The organism is Maribacter cobaltidurans, assembly GCF_002269385.1.
Classification (GTDB): domain Bacteria; phylum Bacteroidota; class Bacteroidia; order Flavobacteriales; family Flavobacteriaceae; genus Maribacter; species Maribacter cobaltidurans.
Genome location: NZ_CP022957.1, coordinates 240,922 through 259,753, shown reverse-complemented (window position 1 = coordinate 259,753; position 18,832 = coordinate 240,922). Strand labels below are relative to the sequence as shown.

Genomic DNA, 18,832 nt, shown 5'->3' with positions numbered 1-18,832 from the left:
AGACAACAAAAATTATGCCTTTAAATTTCTGACCCTCTCTACTAATGGAGGATGTGAGTAATGCACAAAAACGTAAGTGGGATGAGGCGTAAGGTTGCTTAAACTGTTCTTCGAAAGTTTTTTTAGGGACGTAACCAAGGGAGCCGCAGCAAAGGTGGTTTTTGCAAAATCGTCCGCTTGATATTCAAATTTCCTGGAGAAGTAATTCATTAACAGACCGGTAAGCTCAGAAATAGGGCTGTACAATATCCCGAAACCTATCAAAGCCGCATGAAAACTGGGTTGGTCAACCCCAACTGCCAGGGATATATTCGGATTATTAATGAATATGGAAAGGATGAACAACATAAAGCCCGTAAGTAGGATAGAGGATACCAAATTAAATATGATATGGTTTTTCTTGTAATGCCCTATTTCATGGGCCAATACGGCCACTATTTCATCCTCATCCAAGTCATTGATCAAAGTATCATATAAAGTAACCCTTTTCTCTTTTCCAAAGCCCGAGAAGTAGGCATTCGCCTTTGTGGATCTTTTGGAGCCGTTTATGACGAAGATGTTTTTAAGTTCAAAGCCTACATTGCTTGCGTAGGATTCAATTTTTTGTTTTAGTGTTCCGGCTTCAAGAGGTTCCTGCTTGTTAAAAAGGGGTACTATCAATTTGCTGTAGAACAAATTGATGAATATGGTAAATGCCGCAATTAATACCCAAGTATACACCCAAAAATTTTTACCGGCCCCTTGAAAGAACCAAATGACCAAAGAAAGTAAAACTCCTCCTATAACAATGGTCATCAGCCAACTTTTAATTTTATCGATTATAAAAGTCTTAACGGTGGTTTTATTGAATCCGAATTTTTCTTCAATCACAAAAGTTTGGTAATAGGAGAGGGGCGTGCCCAGAAAATCACTGCCAATCATAATGATTCCAAAAAAAAGCAACGTCCGTAGGATTTCATTTTCGGTAACATCACGAACTATGGAATCTACAAGACCGAATCCACCAAAAACTAAAAAACCAACAATCAGTAATAGTGAAAAAGTGGAGGTAATGATACCGAACTTATAATTGGCTCGTTTGTACTCCTGTGATTTTTTATATTCCGCTGCGCTATATACATCTTGAACATCCTCAGGTATAGGGTCCCCGAATTTCTTGGCATTAAGATGGTTTAGTATTGTGGTGAGAATAAAATCCCCTATGAGGATCACTAGAATGCAATAAAAAACAAAGGTGTGGTCCATATTGGCTTTTGAGATTAACGAATGAAAATCGGTTTTGTTATCCTATCCGTTGACGTTTCGCCTCAAAGATAAGTATTGCCGCGGATACGGAAACATTCATGGAATCTATGGCACCTTCCATAGGTATAATGATGTTTTGGGTAGAATTGGTAAGCCACTCCTCGCTAAGCCCACTATGCTCGGTACCTACCACTATGGCCGTAGGTCCGGTGAAATTTATGGAGGTATACGGTTTGGATGCCGTTAGGGCCGCACAATAGATTGCTATTCTCTTTTCTTTCAAAAATGAAATTATTGAAGAGGTATCTGCCATAACTATCATTTTGGAAAATACGCACCCTACACTCGATCGTATAATATTGGGATTATACAGATCCGTTCTGGGATTCGCAATGATAACGGCATCAAGGTTTGCGGCATCGGCAGTTCTAAGAAGTGCTCCTATATTCCCAGGTTTTTCAGGGGCTTCTGCCACTAAAATTAGTGGGTTTGCTTGGGTAAGGTGTAATGAATTCAGTTCGTGGTTTTTGGCCTTAGATATGGCCATAATACCTTCTGTGGTATCCCTATGGGCCAATTTCCCATACACCTCAAGGCTTACTGAAATCAAAGGGGTATTTTCTATTTTAAAAGAAGCTTTCAACGCTTCTATTGAGATAAGTTCGGGACAAAAAAAGATGGTGTCCATAGTATAATTTCCTTTGGTCGCAAGCTCAAACTCTTTTCTACCTTCCAAAACAAAGAGTCCGGATTTCTTTCTTTCCCTTGATTTTTCCTTGAGTAAAAGTGTCTTTTTTATCAGAGGGTTCTGTAGGCTACTAATATGTTTTACATCCTTCATTGGTTACAAAAGTAGTCGTTTATGTTAAGTATTGCATCTAGCTTCGACCTATCTAAAAATCGAAATTCAAAATGATGATAAAAAAAATCGCTTTCGTAGTCTTGGCCCTAAGTGTATTTAGCTGTAAGGATAATTCAGAAAAGGAAAAGGAAATGAAAATTATAAAAAATGAAGTTTCGGAACCTGTTGTCAGAAAATATCCGGAGGCGCTGGAAAAAGTATTTAATGCCCATGGAGGTATAAATGCCTGGGGAAAATACAGAACCTTGACTTATGAAATTCCACGAGAACCGAACAAGGAAATCCATACCGTTGATCTGTATAACAGAAAGGATGTAGTTTTAATGGGCAATGTGGAATTAGGGTTCGATGGTACCCAAGTATGGTTACAAGATCCTGATAATAGTTATCAAGGAGATCCCGTTTTCTATCATAACCTCATGTTCTATTTTTATGCCATGCCTTTTGTGCTGGGGGATAAAGGAATACACTATGGAGGAACGGAGGATTTGGAATTTGAAGGGAAGTCTTACCCTGGAATAAGCATTACTTATGATAATGGTATTGGCACTTCGCCAAAAGATGAATATTATCTTCATTATGATCCGGAGACCCATCAAATGGCTTGGTTGGGATATACTGTTACCTACAGAACAGGAGAAGATTCCGATAATATAAAATGGATTCGTTACAATGATTGGAAAAAAGTAGCGGATGTTCTTTTACCTAAATCCATTTCGTGGTACGATTACGAAGGACGAACAATTAAGCAAGTAAAAAATACCGTACATTTTGAGAATATACAACTAAGTGAAAAGCCCAAAAGAAATGGGTTTTATCAAAAACCGGAAGGAGCTGTTTTTGTTGAAGGTAAGAGCCAAACTTAATGAAAGGTTAAATAGGAAGGTAACTAATTCGTTTCTTCCAGAATAATAAGTAATTTAGGGTTTTGAGTAATCTATGGCCTCGGCCAAAAATATGAATTGTTCATGGACCTACTTTTTTTCGGGATTGCAAAGGATATTGTTGGTGCCTCCCAAATTAAGATGGATTTTGGAGGAAAGTTACCAAAGTCTGTTTCTGATTTAAAATCGGCGTTGAAGGATAAGTACCCAGAATTTTCCAAGTTGTCTTCTTTGGCTGTTGCGGTTAACAGTGAGTATGCCGATGATAATGTTCAATTGCAAAGTAGTGATGAGGTGGCAATAATACCACCGGTAAGCGGAGGATAATGAACAAAATCATAGAAATAGTAAAGGAACTCGATACCAATAAGGTATATCAGGAATTGTCCCATCCTCAAAGTGGTGGTATATGTGTATTTGTTGGTTCTGTGCGGGAGATTACCAATAATGAACAGGTCATGGCGCTGGAATTTGAGACCTACGAATCCATGGCCCTAAAGGAGATGCACAAATTGGCCGACGTTGCGTTGGAGAAATGGAATTTGAACAAAGTAGTTATAAAACATGCTGTTGGAAAGAAGGAAGTGCAGGACCCGGTTGTTATCGTGGGGGCATCATCGGCCCATAGAACTGCGTGTTTTGAAGCTTGTCGGTTTTTAATAGACACCCTAAAGGAAACCGTGCCCATTTGGAAAAAGGAAATGTTCAAAAATAAATCGGTCTGGGTTTCAGCACATCCTTAAAACCAGTTTATGGAAAAGATAAATTTAGAGGACGTTTTGAGTTGCCAACACTAAAGATTATATTGAAGGAATATGTTGATAGATAATCACAATAGAAGAATTAATTACCTAAGGCTTGCGGTAACCGACCGTTGTAACCTGCGTTGTAACTATTGCATGCCGGCCGAAGGAATAAATTTCGCAAAAAATGATAAGCTGCTCACCATTGAGGAGCTCAAGGTTTTGAGTGAAATTTTGGTCGATCAAGGAATCGATAAGATTAGGATTACAGGAGGGGAACCTTTCGTGAGAAAGGATTTGATGGATCTTTTAAGGCATTTGGCCAATTTGGAAGGACTCAAGGATATTTCCGTGACCACTAATGCTACTTTGATAGGGCCATATATCGATGAATTAAAGGCGTTGGGTATAAAAAACATCAATGTAAGCTTGGACGCCATTAATAAGGCCACTTTTGAAAGAATTACAAGAAGGGATCAATACGATACAGTCCATAATAATCTGATTCGATTAATCAGTGAAGGATTCAATGTTCGGATTAATTTTATCGCCTTGGACGGACAGAACACACAAGATATATTACCTGTTCTAGAACTGGCCAAACACTATCCGGTATCCGTGCGTTTTTTAGAGGAAATGCCTTTTAACGGCGGCTCTAAATCATTTCAAAAAATTACTTGGGACTACAAGCATATTTTAGAGCATATCAAAAAAGAGTATCCAGATTATTACAAATTGGATTCGCCTAAAACGTCAACATCCATTAATTATAAAATACCTGGATTCAAAGGGACATTTGGTGTAATACCCTCTTTTAGTCGGACTTTTTGTGGAAGCTGTAATCGTTTACGGGTTTCGGCTACGGGAGATGTAATTACCTGTTTGTATGCTAAGGCCAGTGCTAATCTTAGGGATATTATGCGCGGGGAAGATTCAGAAAATAGGGTTAAGGAGCAAGTTTTAAAAGCAGTTGGAAGCAGGGCTAAAACTGGTTTTGAAGCTCAAGAAAAATACAAGGATGTTTTTTCCAACTCAATGACATCAATCGGAGGATAGAATGAATAACAAGTTATCGCATGTGAATGAGGATGGGAATGCATCTATGGTTGATGTTTCGGAAAAACAGTTGACCTCGAGGATTGCTGTGGCATCAGGTCGCGTATTATTTCCATCAAAAGTTTTCAGGGTCCTATCAAATCAAGATTTTTTGGGAAAAAAGGGAGGCATTGTACAAACTGCAGTCATTGCGGGAATACAAGGTGTAAAAAAAACGTCCGAATTAATACCCCTATGCCATCAAATTAACTTAACAAAAATTGATGTGGACATTGTTCCAGGAGAAAATGAATTTCACATTACGTGTACCGTAAAATGCAATGGCAAAACTGGTGTAGAAATGGAAGCCTTGACGGGAGTTAGTACTGCTGCATTGACTATTTATGATATGTGCAAGGCTCTTTCTCAGGATATTGTAATTTCAACGATACAACTCGAAAGTAAATCAGGAGGAAAGAATGACTTCAAAAGATAAATTATATGGATTAGTACTTTCCGGAGGGAAAAGTACCAGAATGGGCCAGGACAAAGGTTTGATATCCTACCATGGTATACCACAAAGGGAATATCTATACAATATATTGAATACCGTCTGCGATAAAGCTTTTATGAGTATACGAGGAGACCAGAAGGAAGATATTGAATCTGGTTTTAATACTATTTTGGACAAGGATGAATTTCGGGGTCCTTATAACGGATTATTGTCGGCACATAAGGAATACCCCAATGCCGCGTGGCTGGTTTTGGCGTGTGATTTGCCCTTAATGGATGAAAGTGCCCTAAGGGAATTGATTGCCCAGAGGGATAGCAGCAAATTGGCCACGGCCTATGCCAACAAGGAAAATCCTTTACCCGAACCTTTATGTGCCATTTGGGAACCAAGTGCTCTTAGTTCCTCCATTGTTTATCTGGGGGCAGGCAACGGCACATGTCCACGCAAGTTTTTGATAAATAACGAGGTTGCCTTGGTTTTTCCTGAAAGAACGGAAGTATTATTGAATGCCAATTCCCAAGAGGAGTACAAGGAAGCGATATTAAAATTGGAGTCCTAATGAAAGGCAGATACCATAGACAGACCATTTTACCTGCTTTTGGTAAAAAGGGGCAAAAGGCTTTGGAAGAGGCCAAGGTTCTTGTGGTAGGAGCTGGAGGTTTGGGAGTTCCGGTACTGACCTATCTCAATGCCATGGGAGTGGGTACGCTTGGAATCATTGATGCCGACATTGTTTCGGAATCCAACTTACATAGGCAAGTTCTTTATACGGAGGCCATGGTAGGCAAGTTGAAAGTAGACGCCGCCAGGGACCAATTGCAGGCTCAAAACTCTGGCACAAATATTCACGTTTATAAAACTTTTTTGGAACCTTCAAATGCTTCCGAAATTATTCAGGATTATGATTTGGTCGTAGATGCCACCGACAATTTTTCTGCTAGATATTTGATAAACGACGTTTGTGTTATCCAAAAAAAACCGTTTGTATATGGGGCCTTGCATGGTTTTGAAGGACAGGTAAGCGTTTTTAATTACCAAAACGGTCCAACATATCGTTGTTTGTTCCCAGTAATGCCAAAAGCCGATGAGGTACCCAATTGTAACGAACATGGAGTATTGGGTATTCTTCCTGGTATCATTGGAAATTTGCAGGCTTTGGAAGTAGTGAAAGTTGTAGCCGGTTTGGATAGTGTACTTTCTGGGGTCTTATTGCTTTTTGATACCCTTAGCCAGCGGATGCAACGCATGAAATTCAATCTAAATCCCAAAAACCTAAAGTTGGACAGTATCCAAGATACCTATGATTTTGATTGCGGGATACCAATTGAATCCATCGAAGCTATCGGAATTCAAAACCTGTTAAAGGATAAAAAGGTTACGCTCATAGATGTTAGGACACCCCAGGAATTTATTGTAAATAACCTCAGTGGAGCTAAAAATATTCCTTTGAACGAGCTGGAAAAGAGGGTAGGGGAATTAGAAATGGAAACTCCAGTGTATGTTATCTGTCAATCCGGAATACGAAGTAAAAAAGCGGTCCTAACCTTACAAGAACTTTTTCCGGACAAGAAATTTATCAATGTTGCCGGAGGAATGAACCAAATAAACACATATGCAAATACCTATTGAGCATTTTGTACTCTTGTGTTTAGGATTTTTTATAGTCGCAACATTGTATTCTTCGGTTGGTTTTGGTGGAGGATCTAGCTATCTGGCACTACTGACACTTTTCTTGGGTAGTTTTTTTGCTATTAGGTCCATTGCCTTGATCTGCAATCTCGTGGTCGTATCTGGAAGTACCTATCTGTATTTTAAGAACGGACATGCTAAATTAAAAGACTTTTTGCCGTTTATTCTTACCAGTATCCCACTTGCATTTTTAGGGGCATCTTTTAGGTTAAAGGAAAATATCTTTTTTGTAATTCTGGGAATATCCCTCATTTTGTCCGCCACGTTTTTGGCTGTACAAACTTATAAATGGAAACGTTCCCAATTAGAAACCAAAGAATATCCAGGCTACTTAAGTTATTTTTTAGGAGCGGGAATAGGCTTTCTGTCTGGCCTTGTAGGGATTGGGGGAGGTATTTTTCTTGCCCCTGTGCTAAATCATTTAAAATGGGATAAGGCCATCAGAATTGCCGCTTTGGCGAGTTTTTTTATTTTGGTAAACTCGGTTTCCGGCCTTTTGGGTTTGATTTCCAGTGATTCATTGTCCCTTCCTTGGATGGAGACCCTTGGTCTTGCAATATCAGTTCTTTTGGGAGGACAGTTGGGTATACGAATCAGTCTGAAACGACTTTCGGCCAACGGCATCAAACGAGTAACGGCATTGCTGGTGTTTATTGTAGGAGTAAGGGTTTTGTTAGTGAACGGACTCGGAATTTTATGATTAAAATTTATTGAATCCATGATTACATTGATTACATTTAAGGAAGCATTAAACAGAGTTTTGGAACATCCTTTGGATTTGGGCAATGAACTAGTGCCACTAATGCAAAGTAATGGCCGATATCTGGCCGAGCCCATTTATGCTGATAGGGATTTCCCTCCATTCAACAGGGTAACCAAAGATGGCATTGCAATTAACTTTGATGGGGCCATCGGTACCGGTGAAAAGCTTCAGGTTGAGGGTGTAGCCAGTGCAGGTATGAAGCAACTTTCCTTGGTGGATGATAAGAATTGTATAGAGGTGATGACTGGGGCCGTTCTCCCTAAAAATACGGACACGGTTATCATGTATGAACATTTAACCATTGATGAGGGATTCGCGGTAATCAACAAGGAAGTAACTAAGGGGCAAAATGTGCATTACAAGGGTAGTGATGAGTCTCAAGGGACACAGGTGTTGTCAAAGGGAACCCTGATTACCCCTTCAGAAATTGGTGTTATGGCCTCCGTAGGAAAGCCCAAGGTATTGGTCAAAAAAGTTCCGAAAGTCTGTAGTATAGCCACAGGAAATGAATTGGTAGATATCCATGTTTCACCAGAGCCTCACCAAATTAGGAAATCCAACAGTGTAACCATGCTATCTTCCCTATCAAATCTTGGTATAACCGGGAGCTCCTTACATTTATTGGATGACAAGGAAAGTATTGAAAAAGGTCTTTCCAGTGCCCTTAAAGAGAATGATGTACTGTTGTTGAGTGGGGGAGTCTCCAAAGGAAAATTTGATTTCATTCCAGAAGTAATGGAATATCTGGGCGTAGAAAAAATTTTCCATCGTGTCGCGCAACGTCCAGGAAAGCCCTTTTGGTTTGGAGTACATAAGGAATCAAAAACCGTGATTTTTTCCTTCCCGGGGAACCCCGTTTCCACCTATGCCAACTATCATTTGTATTTTTTGCCCTGGTTATATAAATCCTGGGATATAAAAACGGAAGAAAGATCTGCCAAATTAATGGTCGATTTGGAAATAAGGCCTCCCTTGACCAGATTTATTCAGGTGAAGTCCAAATGGAACACGAACTGTTTAGAGGTAACCCCGATAGTTGAAAACGGTTCCGGTGATTTAACAAGTCTTTCCAGGGCAGATGGATTTATTTGCTTGGAACCCAGGGAGGAAGTTTATAAAACCGGGGAGTTGGTCAGATTTGTAAACATTCGATAAATTTTAAGGACCAAGAAAAGAAGGTTGATTTGGTTCTTTCCGCTTAAAGAACCATTATTCTTTGTTTATCCTGTTTTAAAAGGATAGGAATATGAAAATCCCTCCTTTTAATAACCCAATGTGGTTTATGAGTTATAGGCCTTTAAGGATAGGTTATACATGAGCAAAGATTTGTTACCAATTCAAAAAATTATTTTTTTAGAGGGAGCAGGTTTGTTTTGTTGACCGCCACAGAATCAATTTTTTGGCGGGAATAATAGACCGGGAAATACTGGTCTTTCGCCCAAGGCTCAAATAAATTCTTGTAAAAGGGACTTTCCGGATTTCCGGATTGACCAGGTCCGTTAGTGGCCTGTGCACTGTCCCAATCTCCGGTATTTACAATTAAACGAAATGATGCACCACTGGATTGATTGAGATTGCCTCCCGTTGACCCTGGAGTGTATGAATTCCCTCCCCTAGGCAAAGGTCCCAAATTGAAAAGGGTGTCCCTCATTGGTTTGTTGACCACAGCCCCCAAAGCATGTTCAATATAAACGTGCTTATTCTTGGGTTGTCCATATTGCCATTTTTCCATATCGGGACCCAATCTTTTTTCAAGGTTGTCGATGGCCATCATAAAGGATTTTTTTAAGAACTCCTCTTGTTGTCTCTTCGCATCGGCACCGCCGAACGTGGTATCCGGATTACCAACCATTTCCAATATTTTTTTTAACTGTAAATAAGGAATGATTTCTTTGGCTTCCGCAGGTATGAACCTATCCTCTATAAGCTCCGATAGTGCATCTTCCCATGCCACGTAAATCGCCGCGGCAATGGAATTTGGATTTAGCTTAAAATCCCAATCTTGCAACTTCATTTTGGCCTGACCGTATTTTTCGTCAAGTTGAATAGCATTTAAATAGGGCACCAACTCCATAGCGGGGAGGGAAAGATAATCGGTTTGTAACTTTTTAAAATCCTCCATCGTAAAGTCTGATTTGTTTTTCAAGACTTCGTCTATTCTATTTCCTCGGTAGGGGTCCGCCCAGGTATAGCCAATGGCGTCCCAATGTTGATAATCTGGTGGAGTCACATTCTGGTTAGCGGTAGCAATAAACCCTTTTTCGGGATTGAAGTCGTTCGGTTTTTCTATAATGGGCAAATAGCCGTCCCATTCGTAGCTGCCATCACCTGGAACGGGTACCAACCCGTTAAAATTTCTTCGGATAGGGGCAATGCCTACGGCTTGCCAACCGATATCACCATTCTTGTCCGCCCAAACCATATTCTCCCCGGGAATATGGCTGTAACTACATGCCTCCCTAAATTCTTCCCAGTTTTTGGCTTGATCCATTCGCAGGGAGGCCAAATAGGGGGAACCTCCGGGTTCCAACCACGCACAACGAACGGCATAGGCTACATTATTTTCCATGTCAACATGGGTTACGGGACCATGTCGTGTATAGGAAAGATTTACAATGGTATCCTTTTGTCCCTTAATCTTAATGGTTTCCTGTATATTTTTCATATCCTCCCATTGGCCCTGATATTTGTATTGGTTGGAATTTTCTGGATTGAGTTCATACACATACAAATCTTCCCCGTCGGTTTCAAATACGGTCAGCCCCCACGTACCATATTCGTTATGCCCTATTGAAATACCTGGAATTTCAGGTTCTCCTCCGCCGATAACATTCCATCCAGGTGCCACTAGATGAGCCATATAGCGTAGTGAGGGCACCGCTATGGTCCTGTGCGGGTCGTTCGCCATGTAGGTGTGGCCGTTTTTGGTACGGGAACCGTTTACCACCCAGTTATTGCTGCCAATGGAAAGGGAATCCCTATTTTCCTTCTGAGTTTCAAATAGGCTCATAGTTAAATCCTCATCCCTATACTTGGGTAGTACATCAGAAGGCGTAAACTTGACCGATTTTCTATAGGCATTGTAGAGTTCCAGAATATCTTGGGACAATAAATCCTGATTTATTTTTTTATCCAACGTTAGGTCCGGATCCTTGGGGTGCAACCAAAATAGTTCCTTGGCCTTTTCCGGCCCCAAAAGGGCCACTGCCCTTCCTATTTGTAGCTCGTCGTTAATATTCCCCAACAATCCCTGATGTCTGGAGATGACCACTTCAGGAGTCCACTTTTGAGGCAAAATGTCCAATATTTTAAACTCTATGGGAAGTTTTTCTGGAGTTTTTAATTGTTCTTCGATGTAGGCGTTAACCCCATCCGTATAGGCTGTTATGATTTCGACACCATCTTCATGGTAGTGGTTCATTTCCGTTTCCATATCTCCTCGGAACTTAAAGAGACGGGTTCCTATATCCCTTTTCAGTTCACGTTCCCCGAGTATTTCTGCTACGGTGCCCGTAGCCTGCCTACGCCATATTTCGAATTGAAAGAGTCGGTCGGCAGCGGCGGCATATCCTTGAGCGAAAAAAAGGTCATGTTGATTGTTGGCATAGATATGATTGACTCCCCATTGGTCCCGAACAATCTCTACAGGTTCTTGCAACCCGGCAATTTGTATTCCATCTGCGGAGGTTTTGGTTTTCTTACAGGAAAACATCATGGCCAAGACGCCTAAAAGGATTATTTTTTTCATATGGAATTGGTTTAGTTGGTATTAAAAAAGCCCGATATACTATCGAGCTTTTTGTATTACTTCCTAGAAGTAAATCTGTTTGTCGATACCTATCGACTTAAATGTACTGTTTTATCTTCATTTTACGAATTGTTGCTATTCTCCTTCATATTTACCCATATACCGTTTCCATAATTCGGTTTGATGGGTTTCCAAAGAGATATCCCTGCCGTCTATAAAAGCTTGGGAAAGCTTATTGGTACGCATGTCCAAAGCATCTCCTTCCGAAATGAAAAGCGTTGCGCTCTTTCCTACTTCCAAGGTACCGTAACTATCATCTATTCCAAGAATTTTTGCCGAATTTCCGGTGATAAGCTGAAGTGCCTTTTCCTTATCCAGACCTTGCTGACCCACCTGACCGGCATAAAAAGGTAGGTTTCTTGTTTGGAAGTTAGAAGCTTCGTTGTTTTGAAGGGCAACCAACAAACCTGCATCGACCAATAGTTTTGGTAGTTTATACGGAAGATCATAATCGTCATCATCGAATACCGGAAGGTTGTGGGTGAACTGAACCAGCACCGGAATATTGTTCTTTTTAAGGAAGTCGGTTATTTTATATGCCTCATAACCTCCCACAAGAACAACTTCTTTGATACCATTGTTTTTTAATGTGTTAACGGCATCTATGATTTCTTTCTCGCCATCGGCGTAAACATACATTTTTTGAGATCCGTCCAACACACCCTGCATGGCGGCAAACGCAGGATTTAGCTCTTTAGGGGTTCCTTTTCCATATGCCGTAGCATTTTTTATGAATGTAACGACGGTCTCCACATCCTCTTTGTAGTCCTTGTTGGGTCTGTATCCTCTTTCTTCGCCCATCCACCAACGGCCTTGACGAAAACTTCGGGGCCAGTTTAAATGGACACCGTCATCCACTTTAACTGCGGCATCCTCCCAGTTCCATGCATCAAACTGTACTATGGATGAGGTACCGGAAATTCTTCCGCCGGAAGGAGCAATTTGTCCAATCAATACCCCATTTGGCCTCATGCTTTCCACCACCTTGGATTCTGCATTATAGGCGATTAAACTTCTAACATGGGGAATCAACTCGCCAATTTCGTCCTGATCGTCCGTGGCACGAACGGAATTGATTTCAATAAGTCCAAGGGTTTTTGCAGGAGCAATAAACCCGGGGTATACATGTTTGCCTGTGGCATCGATGACCTTGCCTTTTCGTGCGATCTTCATTTTAGAATCGCCTACAAAAGTGAGTTTTCCATCCTCGAACATGATCAAGGAGCTTTCTATGATATCACCATTTCCCAAGTGGGCTGTGGCCCCTTCAATGGTTATGGCTTCGGACTGCTTGGGAGCAGGAGTCTGTTGTGCCCAACCTGGTATAAAAACAGCTAAGGCTAGAAGTATTAATAGTACTTTTTTCATTTTATAATTTTTTCGGATTAAGAATTCTATAGACTTTCACAAGTAAAATTTCGTTTGGTACTTTGCTTAGGACTTTGGGTCTTTTTACCACCGGCCTTTTCTTCCAGCATCATTTTAATCAACTCGTTACGTTCCTTTTTTATGGCTTCCCTTTGTGCTCGGTCTTTTTCCAAATCAAAGTAGGTAATACCTTCGATCATCGTTTTTTCGGCTTTACTGTAAACCGACAAAGGGTTTCCGGACCATAAAACCAAATCGGCATCCTTACCTTCTTTGATACTTCCAACACGATCATCCAAATGTAAAAGCTTCGCAGGATTGATGGTGACCATTTTCCAAGCCTCAAGCTCTGTCATTCCACCATATTTAATGGTTTTGGCAGCTTCTTGGTTCAACCTTCTCATCATTTCACGGTCGTCGCTGTTTATGGCAACGGTTACCCCTTGGGATTGCATGATGGCCGCATTGTATGGAATGGCATCGTTAACTTCAAATTTATAGGCCCACCAGTCACTAAAGGTTCCGGCACCGACACCATGTTCAGCCATTTTATCGGCTACTTTATACCCTTCAAGAATATGGGTAAAGGTATTTACCCTGAACCCGAATTTTTCGGCAACCTTCATCATCATATTAATTTCACTTTGAACGTAGGAGTGGCACGATATGAAACGTTCTCCATTAATGATTTCCGCCAAAACTTCTAACTCCTCGTCATATCTGTATGGTTGTCCGCTTTTTTTCTTCTCATCATATTCCTTGGCCCGTTGAAAATAGTTCATAAAGACCTGTTCTACGCCCATACGCGTTTGTGGAAAGCGTGAACGACTGTCCCAGTTGGATTGCTTTACGTTTTCCCCCAAAGCAAATTTTATGAATTTGGGCGAGTTGTCATAGATGAGTCCGTCCGCTTCCTCTCCCCATTTTAATTTTAATATGGCCGAACGTCCTCCAATAGGGTTGGCGGATCCGTGCAGTAACTGTATAGATGTAACACCCCCGGCGAGGGAATGATATATACCCATATGTTCGGGGTCAACAACATCTTCCATTTTAACTTCGGCGGAACTATTATGTCCGGCCTCGTTGATTGCCAATGCGGCAATATGGCTGTGTTCGTCAATGATACCCGCAGTAAGATGCTTGCCTGTGGCATCTATAACTTTAGCTCCACCTGCATTTAAATCCTTCCCTATTTTGACTATTTTACCGTTTTTGACCAATACATCCGTGTTCTCCAAAATACCCGCATCCTCGCTCGTCCATACCGTAGCGTTTTTGAAAAGCACGTTTTCTTGAGTGGGTTTGGCGGTATATCCATAACCGACGTTGGGGTAAGTTATGGGCATAACCTTTGGCACATCAGTAGAATTGGAATCACTTTTTGACTTCTCTTCAAACCCAGATTTTTTAGTCGCCGTGTAAAAAGTTTCCGTTCCATTGGGTAATATCAATCTACCGGATAGATTATCGGTCTCGGGAAGTACGGCACCGATCATGCGATAGGTTTTATCGCCCTCATCCGTAGAAAAAGAAAATGTTAGCCAATTATCGTCATACGAAATCTTTGAGGTAAGTTTTACGGTATCCTGTTTTACTTCCACTTTTGGTTTGGCAACTTCTCCAGAAATGGAAACATCATAGGTTTTCCCTTCCAAGGTTAAGTTGTATTCACCTCGTATGTCCTTAATATCCTTGTCGTTGATTACATTTTTATTTCCTTGTACCCAGTTTTCATATAAGGTAGTGGATTTATCAAATATGTCACCAGAGGTGATCAAGAAGTTGGCATAGGCCCCTTTTTTAAGATTCCCAAGCTCTGCCGATTTTCCCAAAATCTGGGCAGGAACGGTCGTAAGTGCTTCTAGGGCCTTTGTTTTTGGCAGCCCATATTCAATGGCCTTCATCAAGTTTTCCTTGAATTTGGACATTGATTTTAACTCATATGGTGTTAGTGAAAATATAATACCATTATCTGCCAATACCTTTGGGTTTGTTGGTGCTTGGTTCCAATAGCGCATATCTTCCAAAGAAACATATCCCGCCTGATAGGGGTCAGAAACATCATAGGCTTCGGGAAAATCCAACGGAATAATAAAAGAGGCATTAGTTGCCTTGATTTCGTCGATTCTTTCAAATTCATTTCCACCACCCAAAATGGTGTATTGAATGCCGTTGGCATCACCTATTTTATCGGCACGCAAATCGTTGCCTTTGTCCTTTGCCTCAAAAATTTGGGTAAGTCCCTTGTTTCTGTTAAGTGCTTCCAAAGATCGATCGGTCGTTTTGCTATTTCCTTTGGCGTACCAATCCGCATCACTATACATTTGTCGTAATAATGCCAAGGCGCCCATTAAGGAAGTTGGATACGATTGCTGTTTGGTTACACTTTTTTCCAATGAAAAGTATTGGGCCGATCGATCATCCAAAATACGATTGGCGTCCGTACCGGCATTGTTCAAGGCAATGAGTACTCCTGTACCTCTTGCAATACCATCTTGAATGTGCGAGTTCACTGCGCCAAAACCGGCTTCTATCAATTCCTTGGCACCTTTCTCGTCGTATTTAAAGCTGCCTATGGCATCATTTTCCGGCATGATATGGTCGTTCCAGTAGAACCCTTCACGAGTAGGTTCAAATTGTGGGGACCTTCTGCCACCACCACTACTTTTGGGTTGTTCTACACCAAACTTGGAATACACATCGATAAAAGAAGGATAAATGGATTTTCCATTTAAATCCACAATAATGGTGTTTTGAGGCAGGCTGACGGAACTTCCTACATTGACCACTTTTCCGTTTTGGATCAAAAGCGTACCTTTTTGAATAACCTCTGTTGGCGTAACATAAATTTTAGCGTTCATAAAGGCCGTATAGTTATTGTTATTGGCCTTTACACCGTCATTTTCAGGAAAATAATCTTGTGAAATGAGAGTGGCACTACACCAGAATAGGCATAGTGAAAAAATAATTTTTTTCATTTTTGAGTTTGTTTGATTAGTCCTTTTAAAATTAAGGTTTAATCGTTGTTTTCAGATGATTTTAGTTTTATTTAACACTTGAAACGAGAGATTTAAACATCTAAAATCACAACTTTTAAAAAACGGAACTTTCTATAGCGATAATCTTAAAATTTTACCGAATTACTAAGTGTAAGGTAGGTGCAGGTGGCGTTTTTTTATAAAAAACACGTTTCCTATAGGGGATACTTTTTGTGATAAGCTATTAATAAGCTTACCACCCCATTATAACTTTGGATTCCCTGGGCTTGATTATTCGCTTTTAGGAAAGAATTGAAAATGGATTTAAAAACAGGTTCCAAAGGGTTTTCGTAGCGTTCCCAAAATAGAGCCATTTCCTGAAAATTTCCCCGTACCCCGGGATTAAGGTTTTGGAACATTTGATCAAAGGTTTCTATATCTCCTCTGCGTACATCGCTCAGACAATAGCCAAGGACATAGGCATACGCTGCATATTGAAAATATAGGTCTTCATTGCTTGAGGTTACCAAGTAGCCAATGAAATTGGTTTCATTTTCCGCTGAATAGCCCAATTGATGTCCAATTTCATGCCCGGTAACTATGGGAAATCTAAAATTAGGAAGAATGCCATTTACTTGGGCTTCATTCGTAAAGGGGTTTAAATAACCGGCATACCCCATATAGGTCAACCCGGTACTAAAAAGTGATGTTTTTATACTAGGGTTTTCATACTCCAAAAAGTTGAATTTTTCGGCCAGTTTGTGATATCCCTCGATACTCATTTTGAACATTTCTTCTTGGGAATAGGGAATTTTTACCTTTTGAAGTGTGTCCCCAACGATTTGTTCTTGCAGTTCATTGCTTTTTTGAATCAGTCTATCTGTGAAATCCAATAATTCTTGATAATCCTTGGTTTCGGTCAACGCCAATTTATCCGATAGTGGTTTGCGATAATAATTAAATCCCCATGCCAAATGAAACGTTAGGTACCCAATGGAGAGTACCATTAGGATATCCCTTAGGAATTCTATTTTATGGGTTTTGATATGGTTCCAACTTCGGTATAAATAAATAACGGCGCTGCAAATGAGTAAAAAATAGAGGATGTCACCCACTGAAAAAGGTACCCAGCCTAATAGTAGTCGGAAAAATTTGGATATATACGGATAAATTCCTGTACTGTAGTACCTTTCAATGAACTCTGTATTTTGCCCCAGCCATTTAACCAATATGATTTGGGGAATAAAGGAAACCGCTATAACGGTTTTTAAGGACATCTTCATGACCTCAAAAATAGGGAATTGATCTTTTGGTATGTATTTTTACCTGATAATCCGGATAATTTTGTCTAAAGTTTTCCTGAATACTTATTTTATGTTGCGCCGGAGCTTCACATACTTTATCCAAATTTTACTATATAATTTTTTGACCTAAAATGAATAAAGAGATACTCGAATTAGAACCAAGTCCTATTTGGAAGAATTTTTCCAAACTGAATGCAGTTCCCAGGGCTTCCAAAAAGGAGGAACGGGTTATAGCCTTTATGATACAATTTGGAGAATCCCTCGGATTGGAAACTATTAAGGATGAAGTAGGGAACGTGATCATAAGAAAACCTGCAACCGCAGGTATGGAGCATAGAAAAATGGTTACTCTACAGTCCCATTTGGACATGGTGCATCAAAAGAATTCCGATATCAACTTCGATTTTGATACGCAAGGTATTCAAATGTATAAAGAAGGAGATTGGGTAAAGGCCAAGGGCACCACACTTGGGGCGGATAATGGAATGGGAGTAGCTGCCATTATGAGCCTGTTGGAGTCAACAGATATAGCGCATCCGCCATTGGAGGCATTGTTCACCATAGATGAGGAGACCGGTATGACCGGTGCTTTTGGACTTAAGGGCGGATTATTAAAGGGAAATATTTTGCTGAACTTGGACACCGAAGAGGATGATGAAATTGACATTGGGTGTGCGGGGGGAATCGATATTACAGCTACCAAATCTTATGGAATTACCCCGTTCATTCCTGGGGAAGTTGGTGTTGAAATAGTAGTTAAAGGGCTGGCTGGTGGACATAGCGGAATGGATATCCATAAAGGTCTAGGCAATGCCAATAAAATCATGAACCGCTTGTTATTCTGTGGTAACGAATATGATTTTAGGATTTCAACCCTACGTGGTGGAGGATTACGAAATGCCATACCCAGAGAAAGCAAATGTCAATTAAATGTAGAGGAAAATCAACTAAGCTCTTTCTTGGAAGTTTTGAACGAGGAAACCAGGAAGATAAAAACAGAGTTCAAATTGAAGGAGCCCAACCTTGAAATAGTGTTGGAAGTTTTAGAAAAACCTTTTAGTGACTTAATGGAATTGGAGTCTCAGGAAGTGTTGCTGAGAACCCTTTATGGACTTCATAACGGTGTTTATAGGATGAGTCCAAGCATGGAAAATTTGGTAGAAACATCCAATAACATTGCCAAGGTAACCGTAGCCGATGGAGTCATAGAAATTGGTTGTCTAACAAGGTCCTCTATGGAATCGGGGAAAATGGATTTAGCGAATACATTGAAGTCTGTGTTTGAACTTGGAGTATTTTCAGTTTCTTTTTCCGGATCTTATCCTGGCTGGAATCCAAATATGGATTCAGGGGTTTTGAAAGTCGCAACATCGGTATATGAACGATTGTTTCATGAAGAACCCCGTGTAGTTGCCTGTCATGCCGGATTGGAATGTGGTATATTGGGACAAAACTATCCCAATATGGACATGATCAGTTTTGGACCAACTATTAAAGGAGCCCATTCCCCTGATGAACGCGTAAGCGTATCCTCAGTACAGAAATTCTGGAAGTTCCTTTTGGAAATTTTAAGGCAAACCCCTTAAAAAAGAAAGCCGATTGAATCAACAATCGGCTTTATAATGTATTGAATTCT

16 protein-coding genes are annotated in these 18,832 nt (G+C 40.4%); 10 read left to right on the top strand and 6 right to left on the bottom strand.

Translation table 11 applies throughout. The features are described from left to right. Positions 1-12 precede the first annotated feature (12 nt). Positions 13-1,245 (bottom strand): M48 family metallopeptidase, encoded by a 1,233-nt coding sequence (locus tag CJ263_RS01010; RefSeq protein ID WP_094995559.1) that lies wholly within the window; start codon positions 1,243-1,245, stop codon positions 13-15. Between the two features lie 37 nt (positions 1,246-1,282). After that, the gene (locus CJ263_RS01005; RefSeq protein ID WP_094995558.1) at positions 1,283-2,086 is read right to left on the bottom strand and encodes a TrmH family RNA methyltransferase; all 804 of its coding nucleotides are present in this window, start codon (positions 2,084-2,086) and stop codon (positions 1,283-1,285) included. A 71-nt stretch (positions 2,087-2,157) separates the two neighbouring features. On the opposite strand from CJ263_RS01005, the gene CJ263_RS01000 reads away from it, so the two are divergent. The 9 genes from CJ263_RS01000 to CJ263_RS00960 all read left to right on the top strand — a co-directional run bounded on the left by CJ263_RS01000 (position 2,158) and on the right by CJ263_RS00960 (position 8,890). After that, entirely contained in the window at positions 2,158-2,973 is an 816-nt protein-coding gene (locus tag CJ263_RS01000) for a DUF6503 family protein (protein ID WP_229702361.1), read from the top strand. Positions 2,974-3,075: 102 nt separating this feature from the next. Further along, the gene (locus tag CJ263_RS00995) at positions 3,076-3,318 is read left to right on the top strand and encodes a MoaD/ThiS family protein (RefSeq protein WP_094999047.1); all 243 of its coding nucleotides are present in this window, start codon (positions 3,076-3,078) and stop codon (positions 3,316-3,318) included. After that, positions 3,318-3,734, top strand: a complete 417-nt coding sequence (locus tag CJ263_RS00990) for a molybdenum cofactor biosynthesis protein MoaE (protein ID WP_094995557.1) — start codon at positions 3,318-3,320, stop codon at positions 3,732-3,734. Before CJ263_RS00995 ends, CJ263_RS00990 begins: the two co-directional genes overlap by 1 nt. A gap of 72 nt (positions 3,735-3,806) precedes the next feature. After that, positions 3,807-4,790, top strand: coding sequence for a GTP 3',8-cyclase MoaA (gene moaA / locus CJ263_RS00985; RefSeq protein WP_094995556.1), 984 nt, complete (start codon positions 3,807-3,809; stop codon positions 4,788-4,790). A 1-nt stretch (position 4,791) separates the two neighbouring features. Further along, positions 4,792-5,265: a cyclic pyranopterin monophosphate synthase MoaC gene (moaC, locus tag CJ263_RS00980; RefSeq protein ID WP_094995555.1), complete on the top strand. Its 474-nt coding sequence runs from the start codon at positions 4,792-4,794 to the stop codon at positions 5,263-5,265. Then, positions 5,249-5,842, top strand: coding sequence for an NTP transferase domain-containing protein (locus CJ263_RS00975; RefSeq protein WP_094995554.1), 594 nt, complete (start codon positions 5,249-5,251; stop codon positions 5,840-5,842). Before moaC ends, CJ263_RS00975 begins: the two co-directional genes overlap by 17 nt. Further along, positions 5,842-6,912, top strand: a complete 1,071-nt coding sequence (locus tag CJ263_RS00970; RefSeq protein WP_094995553.1) for a HesA/MoeB/ThiF family protein — start codon at positions 5,842-5,844, stop codon at positions 6,910-6,912. The genes CJ263_RS00975 and CJ263_RS00970 overlap by 1 nt, the downstream gene beginning before the upstream one ends. Continuing rightward, positions 6,896-7,672, top strand: coding sequence for a sulfite exporter TauE/SafE family protein (locus CJ263_RS00965; protein ID WP_094995552.1), 777 nt, complete (start codon positions 6,896-6,898; stop codon positions 7,670-7,672). Before CJ263_RS00970 ends, CJ263_RS00965 begins: the two co-directional genes overlap by 17 nt. 18 nt (positions 7,673-7,690) lie before the next feature. Continuing rightward, a complete protein-coding gene (locus tag CJ263_RS00960) occupies positions 7,691-8,890 on the top strand; it encodes a molybdopterin molybdotransferase MoeA (protein ID WP_308423215.1) in 1,200 nt (399 codons plus the stop codon). Positions 8,891-9,080: 190 nt separating this feature from the next. Here CJ263_RS00960 and CJ263_RS00955 read toward each other — a convergent pair whose 3' ends face one another. The 4 genes from CJ263_RS00955 to CJ263_RS00940 form a co-directional block, all read right to left on the bottom strand. Continuing rightward, a complete protein-coding gene (locus tag CJ263_RS00955; protein WP_094995551.1) occupies positions 9,081-11,483 on the bottom strand; it encodes a penicillin acylase family protein in 2,403 nt (800 codons plus the stop codon). A 135-nt stretch (positions 11,484-11,618) separates the two neighbouring features. Next, complete coding sequence (locus CJ263_RS00950; protein ID WP_094995550.1) at positions 11,619-12,911, bottom strand: amidohydrolase family protein; 1,293 nt, start codon at positions 12,909-12,911, stop codon at positions 11,619-11,621. A 26-nt stretch (positions 12,912-12,937) separates the two neighbouring features. Next, complete coding sequence (locus CJ263_RS00945; RefSeq protein ID WP_094995549.1) at positions 12,938-15,892, bottom strand: amidohydrolase family protein; 2,955 nt, start codon at positions 15,890-15,892, stop codon at positions 12,938-12,940. 215 nt (positions 15,893-16,107) lie between these two features. Then, complete coding sequence (locus CJ263_RS00940; RefSeq protein WP_094995548.1) at positions 16,108-17,175, bottom strand: DUF3810 domain-containing protein; 1,068 nt, start codon at positions 17,173-17,175, stop codon at positions 16,108-16,110. Positions 17,176-17,327: 152 nt separating this feature from the next. Between CJ263_RS00940 and CJ263_RS00935 the strand changes: the two genes are divergently transcribed. Beyond that, entirely contained in the window at positions 17,328-18,782 is a 1,455-nt protein-coding gene (locus CJ263_RS00935; RefSeq protein WP_094995547.1) for an aminoacyl-histidine dipeptidase, read from the top strand. Positions 18,783-18,832: the final 50 nt, after the last annotated feature.